The 21,814-nt window shown below is 56.2% G+C and carries 16 protein-coding genes and 1 riboswitch; of the genes, 10 read left to right on the forward strand and 6 right to left on the reverse strand.

The genetic code is table 11. The features are described 5' to 3' along the window. The 3 genes from AMR42_RS16510 to AMR42_RS16520 all read right to left on the reverse strand — a co-directional run. Positions 1 to 1,247: tol-pal system YbgF family protein (locus tag AMR42_RS16510; RefSeq protein ID WP_234407055.1), on the reverse strand; the 1,247-nt coding region annotated here is incomplete at its 3' end. 4 nt (positions 1,248 to 1,251) lie between these two features. Then, positions 1,252 to 2,589 (reverse strand): P-loop NTPase fold protein, encoded by a 1,338-nt coding sequence (locus AMR42_RS16515; RefSeq protein ID WP_099534753.1) that lies wholly within the window; start codon positions 2,587 to 2,589, stop codon positions 1,252 to 1,254. Between the two features lie 137 nt (positions 2,590 to 2,726). Beyond that, positions 2,727 to 4,145, reverse strand: coding sequence for a hypothetical protein (locus tag AMR42_RS16520; RefSeq protein ID WP_143473149.1), 1,419 nt, complete (start codon positions 4,143 to 4,145; stop codon positions 2,727 to 2,729). 133 nt (positions 4,146 to 4,278) lie between these two features. Between AMR42_RS16520 and AMR42_RS16525 the strand changes: the two genes are divergently transcribed. Next, entirely contained in the window at positions 4,279 to 5,580 is a 1,302-nt protein-coding gene (locus AMR42_RS16525; protein WP_143473150.1) for an acyltransferase, read from the forward strand. Here the strand turns inward: AMR42_RS16525 and AMR42_RS16530 are convergent. Next, positions 5,561 to 8,077, reverse strand: a complete 2,517-nt coding sequence (locus tag AMR42_RS16530) for an HAD-IC family P-type ATPase (protein ID WP_199858223.1) — start codon at positions 8,075 to 8,077, stop codon at positions 5,561 to 5,563. The genes AMR42_RS16525 and AMR42_RS16530 overlap by 20 nt on opposite strands. Before the next feature lie 176 nt (positions 8,078 to 8,253). Between AMR42_RS16530 and AMR42_RS16535 the strand changes: the two genes are divergently transcribed. The 5 genes from AMR42_RS16535 (at position 8,254) to AMR42_RS16555 (ending at position 11,467) form a co-directional block, all read left to right on the forward strand. Further along, positions 8,254 to 9,765, forward strand: coding sequence for a UbiD family decarboxylase (locus AMR42_RS16535; RefSeq protein WP_099534764.1), 1,512 nt, complete (start codon positions 8,254 to 8,256; stop codon positions 9,763 to 9,765). Positions 9,766 to 9,771: 6 nt separating this feature from the next. After that, on the forward strand, positions 9,772 to 10,131 hold the full coding sequence (locus AMR42_RS16540) for a VOC family protein (RefSeq protein WP_234407056.1): 360 nt from the start codon (positions 9,772 to 9,774) through the stop codon (positions 10,129 to 10,131). A gap of 132 nt (positions 10,132 to 10,263) precedes the next feature. Next, a complete protein-coding gene (locus AMR42_RS16545; RefSeq protein WP_099534757.1) occupies positions 10,264 to 10,635 on the forward strand; it encodes a nucleotidyltransferase family protein in 372 nt (123 codons plus the stop codon). A gap of 147 nt (positions 10,636 to 10,782) precedes the next feature. Continuing rightward, a complete protein-coding gene (locus AMR42_RS16550) occupies positions 10,783 to 11,145 on the forward strand; it encodes a nucleotidyltransferase family protein (RefSeq protein ID WP_099534758.1) in 363 nt (120 codons plus the stop codon). Further along, positions 11,126 to 11,467 carry a DUF86 domain-containing protein gene (locus tag AMR42_RS16555; protein WP_099534759.1) on the forward strand — a complete coding sequence of 114 codons (342 nt, stop codon included), beginning with the start codon at positions 11,126 to 11,128 and terminating at the stop codon, positions 11,465 to 11,467. Before AMR42_RS16550 ends, AMR42_RS16555 begins: the two co-directional genes overlap by 20 nt. A gap of 250 nt (positions 11,468 to 11,717) precedes the next feature. Here the strand turns inward: AMR42_RS16555 and AMR42_RS16560 are convergent, their stop codons facing one another. Continuing rightward, entirely contained in the window at positions 11,718 to 13,079 is a 1,362-nt protein-coding gene (locus AMR42_RS16560) for an ArsB/NhaD family transporter (RefSeq protein ID WP_099534766.1), read from the reverse strand. Between the two features lie 6 nt (positions 13,080 to 13,085). Beyond that, positions 13,086 to 13,248, reverse strand: a riboswitch (cyclic di-AMP (ydaO/yuaA leader). 534 nt (positions 13,249 to 13,782) lie between these two features. On the opposite strand from AMR42_RS16560, the gene AMR42_RS16565 reads away from it, so the two are divergent. From AMR42_RS16565 to recJ, 4 genes are all read left to right on the forward strand, one after another. Next, complete coding sequence (locus AMR42_RS16565; RefSeq protein WP_099534760.1) at positions 13,783 to 14,760, forward strand: cysteine synthase A; 978 nt, start codon at positions 13,783 to 13,785, stop codon at positions 14,758 to 14,760. A gap of 233 nt (positions 14,761 to 14,993) precedes the next feature. Beyond that, positions 14,994 to 15,602, forward strand: a complete 609-nt coding sequence (gene pyrE / locus AMR42_RS16570) for an orotate phosphoribosyltransferase (protein WP_099534761.1) — start codon at positions 14,994 to 14,996, stop codon at positions 15,600 to 15,602. Positions 15,603 to 15,758: 156 nt separating this feature from the next. Continuing rightward, positions 15,759 to 16,508, forward strand: coding sequence for a 3-oxoacyl-[acyl-carrier-protein] reductase (fabG, locus tag AMR42_RS16575; protein WP_099534767.1), 750 nt, complete (start codon positions 15,759 to 15,761; stop codon positions 16,506 to 16,508). A 112-nt stretch (positions 16,509 to 16,620) separates the two neighbouring features. Continuing rightward, entirely contained in the window at positions 16,621 to 18,759 is a 2,139-nt protein-coding gene (gene recJ, locus AMR42_RS16580) for a single-stranded-DNA-specific exonuclease RecJ (protein WP_234407057.1), read from the forward strand. Here recJ and AMR42_RS16585 read toward each other — a convergent pair. Further along, a partial coding sequence (locus AMR42_RS16585; protein WP_234407058.1) for an EAL domain-containing protein occupies positions 18,731 to 21,814 on the reverse strand: 3,084 nt, incomplete at its 5' end. The two genes, recJ and AMR42_RS16585, sit on opposite strands and share 29 nt — an antisense overlap.

The following is a 21,814-nucleotide window of genomic DNA, read 5'->3' on the forward strand; positions in this document are numbered from 1 at the left end:
AACAAGGCCCAGGCTTGCAAGGTGGGTGCATCGCTTGGATTGGCTTGGCTGGCTCGCTCGAAGAGTTCGCGGGCGCGATCGGGGTTGCGCTGCTCTTTCTCAAACAAGGCCCAGGCTTGCCAAAACAGCGATTTAGTGGGGCGCTCTTGGGTGGCCACTTGCATCAAAGAACGGGCTTGCTCAAAGTTCCCTAGCCGCTGCTCTAGCAGGGCCCAACGCATGGCACTGTGAGCCAAAAAATAGGAATTGCGGGTTTCCTGCGCCAGCCCATAACAGCGGCGATAGGCCGAGCGGGCGGCTTTGTTGTCCCGCCGCCGCACGGCCACATCACCCACATCCAGCAAAATCGCCACGATCATGGCCGAGTCGCCGGCCGACTCAGCCCCGGCCAAGGCTTGGGCCAGCCATTGGGCTGCCTGATCTGCCGCTCGTGATTGGTAATAAGCCCGCCCCAGCAGCCATTGGTGATAGATGGTTGGGTTTCGTTGATGAAAGGCGGTAGCAATCTCTAAACCCTGCTCCGCCAGGGCGATCGCCCCGCGACCATCCTTCACCAACAACCGCAACTCCGCCAACTGGGCCAACAAGTCGCAACCCCGCACGGCGGCCTGTTGATCGTGGGCGCGGCCGTTGGGCAGGGTTTCACTCAGCAGTTGTTGCAACAACACTTGCCGCTCTTCAACTCGTTGCAGCTCGGTAGGGCTAATCCATTCCCGATCAATCTCCACGGGAGCCGGAGGCCGCGACTCCAACACAAACAACCCCGACTGCCAAGCCCAAAAGTCTGGGGCAAACCGGGCCAGCCGCCGCATCGCATCATTGGGCAACACAATCAGCAACGGGTGGGGCACGCCCTGCCGAAAACCATCCCGTACAAAGTTCAAATCCAACAACACCGGGGGGCGATCGGCCCCCAGCCCGATCGCCCGTTCCAAGTCCCGCACCACCACCACGCGCTTGCGACTCGGATCGATCGGCGATCGTGCCAGCCAATCCCGCAACTCATTCAACAAAAACTGCGTTTCTCGCTGGGCCGGATAGATCACCCAGTCCACCCCGGCACAGCGCGGTTGCGCGGCCAGCGCCACCAACAGCCAATCGGTTTCGATCGCCCCCGTCAGCTCCACCAGCCCCAGCGTGAACCCATCGGCCAAGTCCACAAACCCCGCCAACCGCCGCAGGTTGGCCGCGTTGCGCGTTTCCCACTCAGCTTGTTGACCGGCCGCTGTGGTGTCCTCGGCAGTCAATCCATTAGGCCATTTTTCGGCGGAGAGCATCTTGGAACGCCTCACTGCGCTGCACCACCGGGTTGGGATAGTTCCAGCGATTGTTGCCGTTGTATTCCAAAACCGACAGGTTAAACAGCATTAATTTGCCATCTTGATCCACCGGCACAGATTTATCGCCCATGACGGCGGCCAGCTTGGTGTAGTGCTTTTGGGGAATTAACCGCTCAAAGGCAAATTGCTGCTGATTGATCGCATAGGTGACATCCTCCGCCAACACGCGATCGTGGTCGTTAATGTCCGCCGACATGATTGCATTGCGGGCCATGGTCATCAATTGCCGCACATGGCCACCGCTGGCCTGCACCAACGTCAACAACACATCACGGCTTTCAAACAGTTGTGCCACATCCATGCGCTGCTCCAGAATTTGCGCCACTTCATCCAATGCTTGGGGGTTGTAGGCTAACTGCCACTGCGATCGATCCAGGTGATACAAATTCGGCATCGAAATCAGGTGGGGATCATCAAAAACATTGGTGATGTTCCGCTCAGAACAAAGCACGGAAATCGGGACTGTGTAGATGATGTTGCACCGCACCGATCGAAGCTGGTTGGCATAATTGAAAAACAGGCGATCAGCAATCTCAGGTGCAAGGCGATCGAGATTGTCAAAAATAATCAAAAACCCTTTTTTCTCAGGATGCTTTTTGCGGAGCTTGTCGCTGGCATCATCCAACAGTAAGTTGATGTCCGACAACAACCGAGAAATATCTTGCTCCAGCACTTTCCGAATCGTGGTTTTTTCCTTGAATGCACCTTTAATCTTGGCGGTGACTTTGGCCAGCAACTTGGCCAAGAAACCCGGATTTAAACCCAAGCTGGCTTCGCTATCAATCCCGACGGATTTTTCAACCGTTTCTTCGGTTTCTTCGGTAACTTCTGCAAACCACCGCTCAAAGCTATTTTTGAGCTTCTCGTTGAGCGAGAGCTTGAGCTGGCGCAGGGCAATTTCAATATGCTTAATCACGACCAAGTAGAGATCGCTATAGACCAAATCATTCACGTCAACTTCCTGTTCAACGTCTAAGTAAATGACTTGATAGCTGGCTTCCAATTGATTTTGAATTCGCTTCAGTTCGGTGCTTTTGCCACAGCCGCGATGACCCGTAAACAAAATGGCGCTGGTTTCCCCCGGTTCCAAGTATTCCAGCCGCTTCAGCACGCCAGCGATCGCCCGACGATTGCGAACCCCCGTCAGCGCCACATAGTATCGCTCAAAGTCGGTTCCTTCCAGCGGCACAACATCACAAATCCGATAAGCGTCCTTGAGGGTGGTGGCAGGGGTTAAGGCCAAACTCATGGTGATCAATCCTGAATTGTGAAAACCAAACGATGAAAATTAGACAATTAAACCTGAATCATCTAGCCGACGCTAGGCACATCATACTCATCTCAAATCGTTGGAATGAGCAACTTGCAGGCCAGTAATGGCTAAACCTACGGTTGGTTGAAGGGGGTTGGGGCGGGGCCCAGGTCTTGGAGCTTGCGGGCGAAATAGCTTTCGCGGTGTTGCAACTGCTTCGCCAAAATCGCTGCCTGTTCGTAGGCAATGCGGGCCCGATCGCGCTGATTCAAACTGACAAACAAGTCACCCAACTTTTCGTAGGTGTCCATCATCCCGTAGCCGTCCGCCGCCTCGCGGGCCAACTCCAACAGGCTGATGTAAAGACTGGCGAGCAGATCGGGCTTGTCGGCAAAGGCGGGGCGGCTGCGATAGAGAGTGGCCAGGCGATCGAGCGCTTCTCGGGCAATGCCCAACTGCTTGATGGAGCGGGCGGCGGCGGCCGTTTCGCGATATTGCAACACCGCCTCTTCCACACGATCGGCCCGGTCAAAATTGGCAGCTAACTCGCTCATCAAGGGCGGAATGAGCCGCATAATCCCCAATTCTTGATAGACCCCCAACAAATCGCGCTGGGCGGCGATCGCCTCATCCCATTGGCGCGATCGATTCAACAACATCACCAATTCCCGCGCATAGCGCACCTCGGCCTGGCGATGGAGCGGAATGGTGGGTTCTGTGCCCGGCGGCACGGGAACCGCCACCCAACGACCCGCAGCAATTTTGGCCCGCTCGATCGCCAGCAGCTCCCGGTAGGCATCCACAGCCGCCGCATCCTCAAACAGGCTGGCTCGCAATTGGCCGATCGCCACCAGATATTTTTCAATTCCCGTGGGATCGTCGGCCGTTCTGGCCATCAACAGGCGCGGTTCCAACACCGCCAAGGCCAACTTGGGCGCACGCACTTGGTAATAGGCCAAGCCCAGGGCCTCCAGCAGGGCCGGATCTTCAGGGATGGGCAGCGGTTGTTCGTCGGGCAAAACCGGCTTGGGGCCCGTTTGCCCTGCTTGGATCGCCTTGATTCGATCGGTCACCACCCGCGTTTCTTCCACGGCCCCTTCCCGCCAAGCCAGCTCGCCCACCCGTCCCAGGGCCGGCAACTCTTCAAACAGGCCCAAAAACCGCCGCAATCGCAGTTCTCGATTCCAAAGGGCGAAGGCTTCTAGGGTTTTGCCGGCCCGCAGGGTGGCCGCCGCCTGGAGGTTTAATTCATCGAGGGCCAAACGCAGCCGATCGCGCTCCGTGGGCGACAGTTCCCGCTTCATGGGAAACTCCGGCAGCAACGGATCCGCCTCTAACAGTTCCAGCGGACTGGGCGGAAATTCATCCTTGGCCGGCCGCGAAAAGATATCAAAAATCGGCAGGTTATCCAGGAAAGGTAACTGAGCGCGAGCCACTTCCCCGGCGCTGGCCAAGACCAGGGCGATCGCCCCCGCTGACATTGCCCACCGCAGCGATCGCAGCAGTCCATTCAGAGAAAATTCAGCGCGGGAAGGAACGCAACGGGCATGCATGGGTGAATTGTCCCCGGAAAAACTGAATGAAAAAGAGACTGGAATAAAAAAGAGACTGAACCGAGCGCGACGGGCGAGCAGCGGCGAACCGTAGTGTTACTTTACCGTAGTGTTTTGCTGGCGGCACTTGGCCATGGTTGCTGATGGTTCTGGTTTGCGCCCGCCCAACCGTTGGGATGCATTGCTGACCTTGCGGGGGGTGGCTTGCTGTTTGGTGATTGTGGCCCACTGCGGCCCGCCGGCCCAAAGCTTGGTCTGGGCTGGACAGGATTGGAGTTGGCTGCTGTTTGCGCCGGGGGGCGTGGCAGTGCGGGTGTTTTTTTGCTTGTCGGGCTACTTAATCGGCAAAGGATTTTATACCGAACGCTATCGGTTCGATCGCCCTGGGATCATTCGATATTTTCAAAACCGCGCCACCCGAATTTTGCCGCTTTACTATGCCTGTATTTTGATATCGGCAGCGGTGTTTTATCCCCACAGTTGGCAACCCAATCATTGGGGGCATTTGCTGCGGTTGCTGACTTTTACCTATGAGCATTCTTTGCCCTTTGAGTTTAATGCACCCCTATGGTCGCTTTCCACGGAAGTGCAATTTTATGCGATCGCCCCTCTTATTTTTTGGGCGAGTCGACGCTGGCTGAAAACCGGGCAATTATTACTGGTGGCCATGGCAGCAGTGACCAGTGGATTAATGCTCTATCGGTTCGGAGTTTTTGAGTTAATTGAACAATTATTGGGCAGTACAGAGGGGAATCCCTATTTTATTCGCTATATCTATACCTTTTTGCCGGCCAATTTAGATGCCTTTCTGGTGGGTTTTTGGCTGAGTCCGCTGATGCAAAAGCTGCACCAAAACCGACCCCCAACGATCGACCCGGCGGAGGGGCAAACAGACCCGATCGAGCCAGGGCAAGGGTTGCAAGTTCGGCCCTGGGTGGCCCTGGCTTGGGGCCGATCGATTCTGGGGCTGCCCTGGAAAGGCTGGGCGATCGGGGCGATGGTGTTGCTTTATGGGTTGGCCGCCTGGTGGAAATATCAAGGGAGCGATCGGGTGTTGTTAGTGGCTCCGGGGCTGACGGTGTTGGCGACGGGGCTATTTATTTTTGCCTTTGAACGACGGGTTTATTTCAGCTCCGGGCGCAACCGGCCGCTCTCGCGATCGGCCATGGCGGCTAATCCGCTCCGGGCTTGGGAATTGCTCGGGCTGTTGTCTTTTGGTCTTTATGTTTGGCACTATCCCTTACTGAAGGTGATCGGCCCGTTGATCACGAATCGATCGCCCTTGGTGGCCTATGGCGAACGGTTGGGGTTGGTGTTTTTAGGGTCGATCGCCCTGGCCAGCTTCACCTACTGGGCGATCGAAATTCCGGCAATCCGTTGGCGCAAAAAAGCCCAGCGATCGCCCGAACGATCCCTTAATGATTCCAATCGCTGAGTTTGAAGCCCAAGAATCGATCGAACAATCCCGATCGCCAGATATATCGCAACAGCAAACACCAACTCAGGGCGATCGCCCCAATCAGCAAATAGTCCACCGGTTGCAACAGCGCCAGCTCAAAAAACTCGCGCGTTCCCGGCAGGGCCACCAAACCGGCATAGACCCCCAACAGGCCCAAGGCCAGCAGGGAATAGCGGCGATCGCCACAGAGAGGCTCCGCTGCCACCCAAGGCCCCGCTGGCGGCTTTAAAAACGGCACAAGCAACAGGCCACAGCTTACCAACAGCGTCACCAGGGCGCTGCGGGGCACGGCCAAGAGCGCATCGTTCAAAACCACCAACTCTTCGCCCGTTTGGGTGGCGTTCCAAATGGTGGTGACCAGATAGCCCAAGTAAACCGCCACCGCGATCGGGGTGAGGGTCAAGGTCGCAGGCAAGGTGAAATTCAGCATGGACTTGAGGACGCTCTTTTGGCGCGGTTTCCCGGGCCGGGCCCACAGGGGAAATCCAAAGGTGGGCAGCCCCACCGCCACGATCGTCACCACAGCGCTGTGTTTATTCAGCAGCGGAAAGGTTCCCAGCACTTGCCCCGTACATAAAATCAACAGGGTGACGCAAAACACCCGCACCATAAACAGTTTCAGCACATCGCGGATACCGTTGCCGATCCGTTGCCCTTCCAAAAAGGTATAGGGCAGGGTCTCGAAGGAGTCGCCCAGCAACACAATATCGGCGGCGCTGCGGGTGGCTTTGCTGCCACTTTCCATGGCAATGCCCAGGTTGGCTTGCTTCAGGGACAACACATCGTTTACGCCATCGCCAATCATGGCCACATAGTTGCCCGCACGTCGCAGGGCCGTGACTAAGCGGGCTTTTTGTTCCGGGACGATCCGCCCAAAAATTTGATGCTCGATCGCAGCTTGGGCAAATTCCGCCTCAGTCATGGCGGCCAGGTCGGCTCCGGACACGGCCGACAAATTTTCGCCCAAACCCACCCGAGCCGCGATCGCCCGCACGGTGTCGGGGTTGTCGCCAGAGATAATCTTCAGCCGAATGCCCGCCTCGGCAAATCCTTGGAGTGTTTCCGTCACGCTGGGGCGCAGCTCGTCGCTAAACACCAACAGGCCCAGGGGTTGCAAATCCTGGGGCAGGGGGGCGCTGTCGCGTTTGGCGGGTTTGGGCGGAATGGTGGGACTGACGGCAAACAGCAACACCCGAAATCCTTGGCGAGCCAGGGTCTGGGCCCGATCGCGCCATTCCGGGGGCAGCGGTTCCGCCAGGCCCACGCTCACCATTTCCGGCGCACCCAGAACGTAATACCCCACCACGGGCCCGGCGGTTTGTGGGGCGATCGGGTCAGGCCCAAAGGCGATTGCGCTCCACTTGCGGGCTGATGAAAAGGGAATTTCATAGAGCGGTTCTTGGCCGGGAGCGGGACAACCGAGGGCGATCGCCTCGCTGGTGGCGTTGCCGGAACGGGTGCTGGCGGCATAGGTTCCCACCTGTTGGGTCAGGGTGGCCAAGTCCTGGCCGGGGGCGATCGGCCACAGTTCCGTGAGCTGAATTCGGTTCGCCGTCAAGGTTCCGGTCTTGTCCACACAGAGCACATCTATATTGCTCAGGGATTCCACAGCGTTGGCCTGTTGAATCAGCACCCGCTTGCCCACCATCCGCACCGCCGCCAGGGCATAGGACAGGGTGACGGTTAAGTACAAACCGCTGGGAACCAAGCCGGCAATCACGGCTGATCGCTGCACCGTTTCATTGAAGGAAATGGCTTTGGCAATGAACCCGATCGCCACCAAGGCCCAAAAAAAGCAGGCGATGATCATAAAAATCCGAATCACCAAATTCACTTCCGATTGCAAGGGCGTGAGCATTTGGCGAAAGGTGCGGGCACTTTCGGTGAGTTGGTGGGCCAAGCTGTTGCGGCCCACTTTTTGGGCTAAATAATAGCCACTACCGCTTAAACAAATGGTTCCCGAAAAAACAGGGCTGCCGGTTTCCTTTTCAATGGGGTCTGACTCTCCTGTTAAGAGCGATTCATCGGCGGCGATTTCTCCGGCCATCAACTCCCCATCCACCAGAATTTGATCGCCCGATCGCAGCACTAAAACATCACCCGCCACGATTTCGCTCGGGTCAATATCCTGTTCACGACCTTCGCGCACCACGGTGGCCTTGGGCCGGGTTAGAAGGGCAATTTCATCGAGTTTGCGCTTGGCCGCCACTTCTTGAATGGCATTAATCACCACGCTGCTCAAAATGACTGCCGCCACCAGGATGGCATCGCTAAAACTGCCTAAAAATAAGAAAACAACACTAATGGCAACGAAAACAAAATTAATAAAGGTAAAAATGTTTTCCCGGAGAATTTGCGCATAGGAGCGACTGGTTTTCAGGGGGGCATCATTACCCTGGCCGGCGGCCCGGCGCTCCAGCACTTCGCTGCGGGTCAGACCTTGGAGATGGGGCGGAAGATTCGGCTGATTCACGGGTGACAGGCGATGGACGGGCGATCGAACTAGCAGGCCATCATACCCGGCCCGATTGGGTCTGGCTCGATCGGGGGCGATCGCCCTTGGTACAGCGGGTCAGTGACGAATTTCGGGATAATGGGAATCGTTACGGTTCGTTACATCACCCCTTCGACAATTCACGCGATCGCCCCATGCCCCGAGATCTACGCGGCTTCTTGAAGCTTTTGGATGAGCGCGGTCAACTGCGCCGGATTACGGTTCCCGTTGATCCCAACCTGGAAATTGCTGAAATTGCTAATCGGATGCTGGCGGCGGGCGGGCCGGCCCTGCTGTTTGAAAACGTCAAGGGCAGCCCTAGCTCCGTGGCCGTGAACCTGTTGGGCACGGTGGAGCGCACCTGCTGGGCCATGAATATGGACTCGCCCGAGGAGCTGGAAACCTTGGGCCGCAAGCTGTCGATGTTGCAGCAGCCGAAGCCACCCAAGAAAATTTCCCAGGCGATCGAGTTTGGCAAGGTGCTGTTTGATGTGTTGCGCGCCAAGCCCGACATCGACCTATTTCCTGCTTGCCATCAGGTGGTGAAACGGGGCGAAGAGGTGAATCTCAACGAAATTCCGATGATTCGCCCCTATCCTGACGATGCGGGCCATGTGGTGACGCTCGGGCTGGTGATTACTAAAGATTGCGAAACCAAGATCCCGAATGTGGGGGTTTACCGGCTGCAACGGCAATCGAACAACACGATGACCGTTCAGTGGCTGTCGGTGCGGGGCGGCGCGCGCCACCTGCGGAAGGCGGCGGAACGGGGCCAAAAACTGGAGGTGGCGATCGCCCTGGGCGCTGACCCGTTGTTGCTGATGGCGGCGGCCACACCGATCCCCGTAGACCTGTCCGAGTGGCTGTTTGCGGGTCTCTACGGCGGTTCCGGCGTACACCTGACCAAGTGCAAAACCCTGGATTTGGAAGTGCCGGCCGATTGCGAAATGATTTTGGAAGGGACGATCGACCCGAGCGAAACGGCGATCGACGGGCCCTTTGGCGACCACATGGGCTACTACGGCCCGGCGGCTCCCGGCCCCCTGCTGCGGGTTCATGCCGTCACCCACCGCAAGGATCCGATTTACCTCACCACCTTCAGCGGCCGGCCACCCAAGGAAGAGGCGATGATGGCGATCGCCCTCAACCGCATCTACACGCCGATTTTGCGGACGCAAGTGCCGGAAATTACGGACTTTTTCCTACCAATGGAAGGGTTGAGCTACAAGGCGGCGATCATCTCGATCGACAAGGCCTATCCAGGTCAAGCCCGCCGGGCTGCTTTGGCCTTTTGGAGCGCCCTGCCCCAGTTCACCTACACCAAATTTGTGATCGTGGTGGACAAGTCGATTAATATTCGCGATCCGCGCCAGGTGATGTGGGCCGTTTGCTCCAAAGTTGACCCCGATCGGGATGTGTTTATCCTGCCGGAAAATCCTCTAGATTCCCTGGATTTTGCCACCGAAAAAGCCGGTCTTGGCAGTCGCATGGGCATCGATGCTACCGATAAGATTTATCCCGAAATCGATCGGGAATGGGGCAAGGTTTTGGAATCCGATCCCGAGGTGGCCGCCACGGTCGATCGGCGCTGGGCGGAATACGGCTTGGCGGATATTAATCTGATGGAAGTGGATGCCAATTTGTTTGGTTACGACATTCGGAGGTAGGCGATCGTGGCGGTAATCCGGGGGCTACATGTGGCGTTGAATGTGACCGATCTTGATCGCGCCGCCGAATTTTACGGGGGATTGTTGGGGCTGGAATTGATCGATCGCCCCCTAAAGTTTCCCGGTCTTTGGTATGCGATCGGCGATTGGCAAATTCACCTGATTGTTGCGCCCCGGGTGGTGAACACGATTCAGGACGATCGTTGGGGTCGCAATGCCCACCTGGCGATCGCGGTGGATGACCTAGAAACCCTCAAAGCTCGACTCACCGAAGCCGGCATTTCCTGGCAAGCCAGCGCCTCCGGTCGCGTCGCCATCTTTGCCCCCGATCCCGACGGCAATCTCTTAGAATTCCAGCAATCCTAAACCCCTCCCGATCCGTTGCCCGTCACACAAGCGATCGTCTGCGCTGAAATGTCGTAGTACTCACATCTCTGACAGTCAGCGCGGCTAGAATAATGGGCAGCCTTCGCAATCGGTCATCAGTGGAGCAGGAGTATGGCAACTGATGCAACCTCAATTCAGAAAATTTACGATCGCCTAACTATCACCCCCGAACAGCTCAGAGATTTTTGCATTCGGTGGCAGATTGCCGAATTAGCCGTGTTTGGTTCAATTTTGCGAGACGATTTCCGCGATCGCGGAGATGATGTCAGTGATATTGATTTACTTTACAGCCTGAATCAGTCTTCAAGTCATAGCCTTTTCGACATCATGCAGATGCGCGAAGAACTAGAAAAGCTTTGCCATCGAAGAATTGACTTGATTAGCAAACAAGGAATTAAAAATAGTCGTAATTGGCTGCGCCGCCAAGAAATCTTAAATTCAGAGATGATTCTATATGCTCAAAGACAGTGCATCCAGAGATGATCAATCCTTACTGTATATTGCCGACTCCTTGCCTGATGTTTTGCGACAGATTGAGCCACTACTACCAACGCCACCTCAAAATTCATAGCCCATTAATGATCTAAGTTAGTGTCCCAGTTGTCATCACTAGTTCAGAGAGTAAATGATATGAAAACTGACACAATATCAATTCAAGAAGTCTACGATCGCCTAACTATCACACCCGAACAGCTCAGAGATTTCTGCATTCGGTGGCAGATTGCCGAATTAGCTGTGTTCGGTTCAATTTTGCGAGACGATTTTCGATCTGATGGAAAAAATCTTAGTGATGCAGATTTCTTATTTTGCTATCTGCCAAACGCAAATATGAGCTTACTGCGACGAGCAAGAATGGCAATAGAATTAGAAGCCTTATGTCACCGATCCGTTGACTTGATCTTATTAAAGGAAGTCCTGACTAGCCATAACTTAAGTCGAAGAAATGACATTCTAGATTCAGCGATGTGGATTTATGGACAGAAATCGAGATAGGGATGCAATTGTTGATATTCTCCAAGCGATCGAAGAGATTTTGTGCTCGATGGCTGGTGTCAGCCTAGATCAGCTATCTACCAACCGAGAGAAGCAAGCTGCCATTCTTTATTTTTTGATCATTATTGGTGAAGCAACCAAGCGTCTATCTTCAGAATTTAGAGCAACCCATTCAAGCATTGATTGGAAGGGAATGGCAGGAATGCGAGACATTTTAGCGCATCAATATGATCGTGTTGATGTCCAAGTTATTTGGGATGTTGTACAAACGGACTTAATACCTCTATCTCAATCGCTGAAACATTTACTAGAACAGCAATAGCACTATAAAATCGTCTGACAAATCAATTAACTATGTAGTTCCAAAACTTCCTAAATAAACGACAAAAACATTAAAGTCAAAATACGTAATGTGCTTTATATTAATTGGCTTAGATTAGCTCTTAAATTCATATTTAAAACCGAAATAAACACTCTAATTTCTATACTAAAAGTAAGCAAAATGATCATAAAAGTGGGCTGACAATTGCCAGCCCGTATTCTACTCGTTACTTTTAAGTTAGTAGACAAACTTAGGACTGACCCGGTAGCAAAAACCGAATCATCATATACAAAGAAGCAGCAACTAGTTGGGCTAACATCACCGGAATTCCATACTTCAAAAAGCGGTGAAAGGAAATGCTTTTGCCGTGCAATTCAGCAATTCCAGCCGCCACAATGTTAGAAGAAGCGCCAACTAGGGTTCCATTTCCTCCCAAGGTTGCCCCATACATCATTGCGTAAAACAGGGGCAACACTTGTGGAGGAAAGCTCCCAGAATAATCCTGCGCCAAAATTTCTGGCCCAGCCATCCCTACATTCACCACATATTCCTTGAGCAGGGGAACCATTGCCACGACCAAAGGAATATTGGGAACAACGCTAGACACCAAGCCCACAAAGAAAATCAGGGCGATCGAACCCAAGAAAATATTGGTTCCGAGCATGGCTGCCAAGGCTCCTGACAAAAGACTGACCACGCCAGTTTTTTGCAGGCCACCGATCAGCACAAAAATGGACATGAAAAACAGCAATGTGCTCCAATCCACATCTCGCAAAATGTTATTAACGGTGTCAATTTTGCTGTGATGGGCTAGGAGCAAGGCTAACGCAGCACCTAGGAGGGCAACGGCGGCGGGAGAGACAGGAATGGGCAACGACTCACCAATCACAAAAAAGACCAACACGAGCAGCACAATCAGACCACCAAAGGCTAATGTGCGCGGGTGATTAATTTTGGGGTGGGGCAAGTCGTCCAGATTTTTCAGCTCTTTCTTCCAAGTGGTTCGGAACAGAATAGGAAGCAGCAAAATAATCACCCCGATCGCCACAGCACCCCCTAGACTGAGGCGAGTTAGGTATTCGGTGAAGGTTAAATTTACTGCGTCCCCAACAATGTAGGTGGCTGGGTCACCCACAATGGTTAAAAGTCCGGCACTGTTGGCCACAAAAACCATCAAAATCAGAAGGGGCACGAAATCTACGCCCACTTCTTCTGCCAATGGGGGAATTAAAGGAGCCAACAACATGACTGTGGTGGCGTTTGGCAAAACAGCACAAATGGGCGTTGTGATGCCCACAATCCCTAACAGTAAATTTTTGCCTTTGCCTTGGGCCAAAATCACCATTTGGGTGGCTAAGTAGTCAAAAACTTTGGTGGGTTCAAAGGCCCGCACCAAAATCATGACTCCCAAGAAGAGGGCGAGGGTTCCATGGCTCTGGCTGATGTACCCGATCGCCTCTTTCAAGCTCATTACGTGGGCAAACACCAACACCAGCGCTCCCAAAAAGGCTGCAACCGTGAGGTGAATCCATTCCGTCATGATCACCACAATGACGGTGATGAAGACAATTCCGGCAATCCAAGCGTCTAGGTTTCCGATTTGCTCTAGCATTTCCGATTCTCCTTCCATTGGCTGACGAGGTTAGCTGACGGGCTAGGCTTGGAAGTAGCCTTCTTGCAGCACAAGATTCGCCCCAAAATTTAGGCTGGTTCCCCCGCTCGATCGCCCTGCTTCAATTGGACTTAAAGACCAGAGCCGATCGATTAAGCGTTGACTACGAGATAGTGAAAGTTGCAATTTGTCTATGTCGTTTATCAATGACATAAAGCGACTTAATCCAATCAAGTGTCTACTCAAAAAAATCCAAACTTGGTCTAATTGCCCTTCAGCTAGAAATGTCTGCCTTGAGGTTGGCTAACCATGACTGATGAAATTTCTTGACGAATTGCCAAAAAGTTTCTTCATTTTGCTATTGGTTTTGGTGATTGCAAAATCAATAGCTCTAGGCATGTCATTCCAAGCATGGAGGCAATGCATGAAGACTCAGGTGGAATCAGCCTAAGGACTTTGGGCAACTGATAGATTTCGATGAATTTCTTTTGAGTTGGCTCGGTGGATTCAAACCTGTGTCATGGATCACAGGTTATTTGGACAGACTGCCGTTTGACGCTAGCATGGATAACTTGGGCGGGTCAATCAAGGGGCGATCACCTAGGATTTGGCTCTAGGTACAATTCCCAAGTTCCGGTACTGTGAATAAACGAGTCAAACTCACCGTAAATTGAGTCACCAAATCGCCGTTAGACCCCGAGCAATGGATATCAAAAATGGATTCGTCGGGACAGTTGGTAATACTCCACTGATCCGGCTCAACAGCTTTAGTGACGCAACCGGCTGCGAAATCCTGGGTAAAGCGGAATTTTTGAACCCTGGTGGGTCGGTTAAAGATCGGGCGGCCCTTTACATTATTGAAGATGCGGAACGGCGCGGGTTGCTGAAACCCGGCGGCACGGTGGTGGAAGGCACGGCAGGCAACACCGGAATCGGCCTCGCCCACATTTGCAACGCCAAGGGCTACAAGTGCCTGATCGTGATTCCCGATACCCAGTCCCAGGAAAAAATCGACCTGCTGCGGACGCTGGGGGCGGAGGTGAAGACCGTGCCCGCTGTGCCCTACCGCGATCCTAATAACTATGTGAAGCTGTCGGGTCGGTTGGCGGCGGAAATCCCGAACGCCATTTGGGCCAACCAGTTCGACAACTTGGCAAATCGTCAGTCCCACTACGAAACGACGGGGCCGGAGATTTGGGCGCAAACAGACGGCACGGTGGACGCTTGGGTGGCGGCGACGGGCACGGGCGGAACCTACGCGGGTGTGGCGATGTTCCTGAAGGAGCAGAACCCCCAAGCGCAAATGGTGCTGGCGGATCCGATGGGCAGTGCGCTCTATAGCTACGCGAAAACCGGGGAACTGACGATGGAGGGCAACTCGATCACGGAAGGGATCGGGAATTCGCGGGTGACGGCGAATATGGAGGGCGTGCCGATCGATGATGCGATTCGGGTGACGGATCCGGAAGCTTTGGCGGTGCTGGCTCAGTTGATGAAAAAGGAGGGGCTGTTTATGGGCGGCTCTGTGGGCATCAATGTGGGGGCGGCGGTGAAGCTGGCGGAGAAACTGGGGCCGGGCCACACGATCGTTACGGTGCTGTGCGATGGCGGGTCGCGGTATCAATCGCGGCTGTATAACGCAGAGTGGCTGGCTAGCAAGGGGCTGGTGATGCCGGATTAATGCCGGATTGGTGTAGGTCAGATCCCGCAAGCCGGAGGGCGCAAGGCGTTGCGATTAGTCTTCTCTGAGGCGATCGAACCGGAGGGCGCAAGGCGTTGCGCCCCTACGGAGACGGTGGGTTGATCGCCCGGTCAACCCGTGGTGATCGGTGGTGCGTACCCGGCGCGGTAGGATAGGGAGTCGCAATTTTTGTTGCTATTCGTTTGCTTCGTCCTGTCGCTCCATCTGTCGCCATGACCGTTACCGCTGGGAACTGGGCCGCCACTGCCGGTGAGGCTGAATTGCGCGATCGCCTGTTGGATTTGCTGTGCGATCGCGCCTACCGGGAAGGGGACTTTACCCTTTCGTCGGGCCAAAAAAGCACCTATTACATCAACTGCAAACCGGTGACGCTGCATCCTGAGGGGGCATTGGCGCTGGGGCGGTTGCTGCTGGGGCAAGTGCCGACGGGCGCGGCGGCGGTGGCCGGGTTGACCCTGGGGGCTGACCCGTTGGTGTCGGCGGTGAGTGTGGTGTCGGCGCTGGAAAACCGCCCGATTTCTGCCCTGATCATCCGCAAGGAGGCCAAGGGCCATGGCACGATGGCCTACATTGAGGGGCCGGCGTTGGAGCCGGGTTCGTCGGTGGTGGTGCTCGAAGATGTGGTGACGACGGGGGGGTCGGCCCTGAAGGCGGTCGATCGCCTGCGGGAAGCGGGCTACCAGGTCGATCGGGTGGTGGCAATCGTCGATCGGCTCCAGGGTGGCGCGGAACTCTACGCGCAACAGGGCTTGGCCTTTGAGGCGCTGTTCTCGATCGCCGATGTGCAGGCCCATTACGCGGCGCGATCGACCCAACCTTAAGCGATCACCCAACCCGAATTTCCGTAGGGGCGCACCGCTGTGCGCCCTCCGGTTCGATCAATTCGGGTGGGGGCTGGGCGCACGCGGTGCGCCCCTACGGGTGGATTTTCGTATTGAACTTTGTTGTCTGAAATCTGTTTTTGGGAGCTTGTAACCGTGACTGGAACCCGCCTGCAAAACCAAGTGGCTGTTGTGACCGGGGCTTCTCGGGGGATTGGCCGAGCCGCCGCCCTCGCTCTGGCTGCCGAAGGGGCCAAGGTGGTGGTGAACTATGCGGCCTCCAGCGGGGCAGCTGAGAGCTTGGTGGCGGAAATTGCCGGGAACGGGGGCGAGGCGATCGCCGTGAAAGCCGATATGTCCAAGCCGGACGAGGTGGACGCGCTGTTGCAAGCCACCTTGGACAAATGGGGCCGGGTCGATGTGTGGGTGAACAACGCCGGGATTACCCGCGACACGCTGCTGCTGCGGATGAAGCTGGAAGACTGGCAGGCGGTGATTGACCTGAACCTGACCGGCGTATTTTTGGGCACGAAGGCCGTCAGCAAGGTGATGCTGAAGCAAAAGTCCGGCCGGATCATCAACATTGCGTCCGTGGCGGGGCAAATGGGCAACCCGGGACAGGCCAACTACAGCGCTGCGAAGGCAGGTGTGATTGGCTTCACGAAGACGGTGGCCAAGGAACTGGCGGCGCGGGGAATTACGGTGAATGCGATCGCCCCGGGGTTCATCAGCACGGACATGACCGAAGGCCTGGACAGCGAAGGCATCCTGAAGGCGATTCCGTTGGGTCGCTACGGCAAGCCCGAGGAAATTGCGGGCACGGTGGCCTTTTTGGCGGCGGATCCGGCGGCGGCCTACATCACGGGCCAAACGATTAACGTCGATGGCGGCATGGTGATGGCCTAAAGGCGATCGATCACACTAAACCTGCGCCAACCGTTGTAGACAAGGGGCTTAAGCCCCTTGCCCCCCACGACTGCGAGCGAGTCGGGCAGTCAGCTTTGGAGCACCTATGGTCATGAGAGCCACGCGCTGGGCGATCGCCCCGGAAGATGCCGATCGCGCCGCTGAGATTTCAGCGGCCACGGGTCTGTCGCCGCTGTTGGCGCAGGTGCTGATCAACCGAGGCGTGGATTCACCGGAGCTGGCGGAGCTGTTTCTCGATCCGGATTTGGCGGAACTGCCCAGCCCGATCGCGGAGTTTCCCGACCTGGCCCCGGCGCTGGATCTGTTGGCGAAGGCGATCGAACGGGGCGATCGGCTCGGGATTTGTGGCGACTACGATGCGGACGGCATGACCAGCACCGCCCTGTTGATCCGCGCCTTCCGCCATTTGGGAGCCGATGTGACCGCCTCGATTCCCAGCCGGATGACCGACGGCTACGGGATTAATCAGCGGATTGTGGAGGAGTTCCACCAAAACGGGATCCGCCTGATCCTGACGGTGGACAACGGGATCGCCGCCTACGAGCCGATCGCCCGGGCCCGGGAACTGGGGTTAACCGTGATCCTGACCGATCACCACGACGTACCGCCCCGGATTCCGCCCGCCAACGCGATCCTGAACCCGAAATTAATCGACCCAGCCTCGCCCTACGCCGGATTAGCGGGGGTCGGTGTGGCCTACGTGTTGGCCGTGGCTTTGGCCCAGCGGATGGAGCGATCGGCCCCGTGGAAATCCCTGTTGCAACTGTTCACCCTGGGGACGATCGCCGACCTTGCACCCCTAACCGGCGTGAATCGGCGCTGGGTCAGGCGGGGCCTCAGTTTGTTGCCCTTTTCGACGGTTCCCGGAATTCGTGCCCTGCAACAGGTGGCGGGGATCAGTGTGGCCGGCGATGGGCAAGGGGACGGCAACGCTACGGCCAGCACCAGCAAAGGCCCCCTGAAACCGGAGGCGATCGGCTTTCGGTTGGGGCCGCGAATCAATGCCGTGGGGCGGATTCACCAGCCGAACGTGGTGATCGACCTGCTGACCACCGATGACAGCGGTGAGGCCCTGGAGCGGGCCATGCAGTGCGAGGAAATCAACCAGAAGCGCCAACAAATTTGCAACCAAATTGAGCAGGAAGCCCACGCCTGGTATCAGTCCAGCGATTTGGATCTGAAGGCAGCGCGGGTGATGCTAGTGGTGCAACCGGATTGGCACCACGGGACGATCGGGATTGTTGCCTCGCGGTTGGTGGAGCGTTACGGTGCGCCCGTGTTCATCGGCACCTACGAAGAAGAAAACCCCGAGCAGGTGCGCGGTTCCGCCCGCAGCATCCCGGAATTCAACGTCTTTGAAGCCCTGGAATATTGCAAAGACCTGCTGACCAAACATGGCGGCCACCGGGCGGCGGGCGGCTTTTCGCTCCCGGCGGCAAACTTGCCGGCCTTTGAGGCGCGGTTGCGGGAATTTGCCCAAACCTGCCTGCAACCGGAGCATATTTGCCCGCTGGTGCAACCCGATGTGCGGGCCAGCCTGGGCGAGCTGGATGGGGAGCTATACGAGCAAATCGATATGCTGCACCCCTGCGGTATTGGTAACCCGGATCCGGTGTTTTGGTCGCCGGGGTTGCAGGTGGTGGGTCAGCGGCAGTTGGGCCAGGATCGCAAGCATTTGCGGCTCACGGTGTCCGATGGAACGGGCCAAATGGAGGCGATCGCCTGGCGTTGGGGCGATGCATTTCCGTTGCCGCCCGTGGTGGATGTGGCCTATCAGCTCAAGGAAAACCACTGGAACGGCGCGGTGAATTTGGAATTGGACGTGGTGGCGATCCGGCCCGCTGTCGCTGGTAGTGCCCCGGCGCGATCGCCCGTCGTCGCCGATCGCCCGGCCACCTACGATCCAGCCGTAACAGCCGCCGTACCAGACAAGGGGCTTGAGCATCTTGCCCCCCCGAGTCCCAAGCGGGCGAACTTTACCTTCCGCGATCGCCCCTACAGCTGCGCCTGGGGCGATCGGGACGGCCAGCCAGAATTACGGATCCGCAACCCCGAGGGCAAAGTGCTGGCCCTAGTGGACGGGGAACCCACCGGCCTGCTCGGCCCCAACCGGGAAACGGCCGAGCCGGTGGATTTGAATCATCCCTTTTTTCGATCGCTGATTGCCGCCGCCAAAGGGGCCCTAACTGGGGCTGATCCCGCTAATTCAGGCCTAACTGGGGCTGAATGACCGATAGCACCCGATCTCCCCTCAACAATTCTTCCGCCGCGGCCGCCTGCATGGGTTTGGCAAACAAAAAGCCCTGGCCATAGTCACAGCCCAACTGCTCTAAGCATTGCAACTGTTCTGGGGTTTCAATGCCCTCGGCCACCGTGTGAATGTTCAAACTACGGGCTAAGTTCACGATCGTCCGCACAATGGCGGCGCTGTCTTCCGAGTAGGGCAGATCCTTCACGAAGGAGCGATCGACCTTCAGGGCATTGATGGGGAACTGCTGCAATCGGCTGAGGGAAGAATAGCCCGTGCCGAAATCATCAATGCAGGATTGCACCCCCAACGCCTTGAGCCGTGCCAGCTTATCCACCACCGAATCGACCCGCTCCGCAATCACACTTTCGGTCACCTCAATCCGCAAACAGGCCGGCGGCAAGCCCGTTTCCATCAGGGTTCGTTCAATCTGCTGCACCAAATTCGCTTGGGCAAACTGTCGCCCCGCAATGTTGACGCTAATGGAGAGGGGGAGATGGCTATGATCCCGATGCCAGTGCGATCGCCACTGTTGCAGTTGGGCACAGGCCGCCGCCAACACCCATTCCCCCAAATGCACAATCAGATCCGTTTCCTCTGCTGCGGCCACCATCACGGACGGCGAGATCCAACCCTGTTGGGGGTGGTTCCAGCGCACCAGGGCCTCAAAGCCCACCAACCGCCGATCTTGAATGCGGACGATCGGTTGGAAATAGACCTCTAAACCGTTGTTGCTGAGGGCTTGGCGCAAATCGCTTTCGATTTGCAACTGCGTGAGGGTGCTGTGGTGCAACATTGGCTCAAAGACTTGGGAGCAGCCCTTGCCGTTGGCCTTGGCACGATACATGGCAATATCCGCATCGCGCATGAGGTTTTGCCAGTTGGCGTAGGGCTGTTGGGTGGCGGGATCCTGGCTGAGGGCCACGCCAATGCTGGCGCTGGTGTAGAAGTCATGGCCATGGATATGAAAGGGCTGTTTCAGGTGTTCCTGCACCCGATCGGCCACCCAAAGGGCTTCCTCACTCGTGCCCACATCATCCAAAATCACGGCAAACTCATCGCCCCCCAGCCGGGCCACGGTGTCGTTGCACCGCAGGCAACTTTGCAGACGGCGGCCAATTTGCACCAAGAGTTCATCGCCCGCATGGTGTCCCAGGCTGTCGTTGACCACTTTGAACCGATCGAGGTCCACATACAACACCCCAAACATCCGATTGGCGTGGCGTTGGGATTGGCTGAGGCAAACTTTCAGCCGATCGACAAATAAGTTTCGATTGGGCAGCCCGGTCAAGGCATCGTAGAACGCGTTGTAGGTTAGCTGTTCTTCCGCCTGTTTGCGGGCGCTGATGTCTTCAACCAAGGCCAGGGTGTAGGGTTGTGCGTCGCTGGCGGATTGCACCAGGGAAACGGTCACATTCACCCACTGGAGCTGACCGTCCTTGCGCAGGTAGCGTTTTTCCAGGGAAAAGGAGGAAATGTCGCCTCGCCAAAGCCGCTGGGATTGTTGGAGGTTTTCGGCCAAGTCGCCGGGATAGGTCAAATCCTGGAAAGTTTGCTGCAAAAGTTCTGCTTCTGTGTAGCCCAGGAGGTTACAGAACCGCTGATTGACATGTAAATAGCGGCCGTTGGGGTCAATTTGGCAAATCCCGATCGCGGCCTGTTCCACAATTGCCCGAAACCGTTCTTCGCTTTCTCGGAGGGCTGCTTCTGAGCGCTTGCGTTTGTCAATGTCGGTAATGGATCCCACCATTCTTTGCACTTGTCCCCGGCGATCCCACTGGGCTTGACCCCGAGCCGAAATCCATTTGTATTGGCCATCGCGACATCGCAGCCGATATTCCATGGAATATTCATCGATTTTGCGGTTGACATAATCGTCAAAGCCCCGCAAAACCCGACCCAAATCATCGGGATGCACTCTAGAAATCCATTCCGATCGGCGGTTGCCAATTTGATCGGCTTGATAGCCCAACATGGATTTCCAGCGGCTGGAGTAGACCACTTCATCGGACTTGGGGTTCCAATCCCAAATGCCGTCATTGTTGCCCTGGAGCACCAGTTGCCAGCGGTCTTCGTTGGATTGCGCCCGATCGGCCAGGCGGGCGGGCAATTGCATCCAGCGATAGATCTGGATACCGCCAATGATCGCCAAGCCACAGCCAGTTAACCAAGTCCAGAGCGATCGACGCGAGTACAGCACCCAACCATCTCGGGGCAAGGCCGCCAGTTCCCAATGGCTGTTGCCCACTTGCAGGAACGATCGCACCGGTTGCTGGCGAGCCAAAATTAATTCCCCAAACTGTCGCTCCAGCGCTTGACCTCGCACCCACACGGCCAGATGCACCGACGATTGGCGATTGGCGCGCAAATCTTCCACCACTTGGTTAACCTTGATTGCCACTTGCACCTGGATGGGGGGTTGGCTCGAGGGGGCCAACTGGCGAATGGGCATGGTGGTGTTGATGAGAAGCAGAGGCCGGGGGCGATCGAACTGGAGACGGGGCAGACAAACGGGATTTAAATCCCAGGGTAAATCCGTGGCTAATGTCCAAGAAGGGGCCCGCGATCGACCCGCTGCGATCGGCTGAGGCGGACAAGCGGCTGAAGTGGGAACTCGGGGGTTAATTTCGGTGGGTGACAACGGGGGATAGCGGTATAAAACCCGCGGCCCCTGCACCACCTGCACCGCTTGGATGGCCGGATCATCGGCAATGATTGAACCGGCAAAGGTGTTAAATGCGGCGGTGTTGAGCCGCCCTTCGGTGGCAATGTAGGTGGCGAGGCTGTAGCCCAGCATGGCCCGCACCTTCAAGTTGCTTTGAATTTGGGTTTCCAGGGCCGTCAGCTCCGCCGAAATGCGCGATCGTCGATCGTATAAACGGCGATCGCGATCGGCCTGATCAAACAGCCAAGTGCCGGCCAAAATCGCAACAACAGTTCCGCTCGCAACGATCGTGGGTAGCCAAGGCATCTTCATAGACAAAACCAAATAAGCACAAAGCGACTGGGCCGCCGCGTGATTGTTGGGGCTTCGGGG

Origin of the sequence: Limnothrix sp. PR1529 (assembly GCF_002742025.1) — a bacterium.
Taxonomy (GTDB): Bacteria; Cyanobacteriota; Cyanobacteriia; order CACIAM-69d; family CACIAM-69d; genus CACIAM-69d.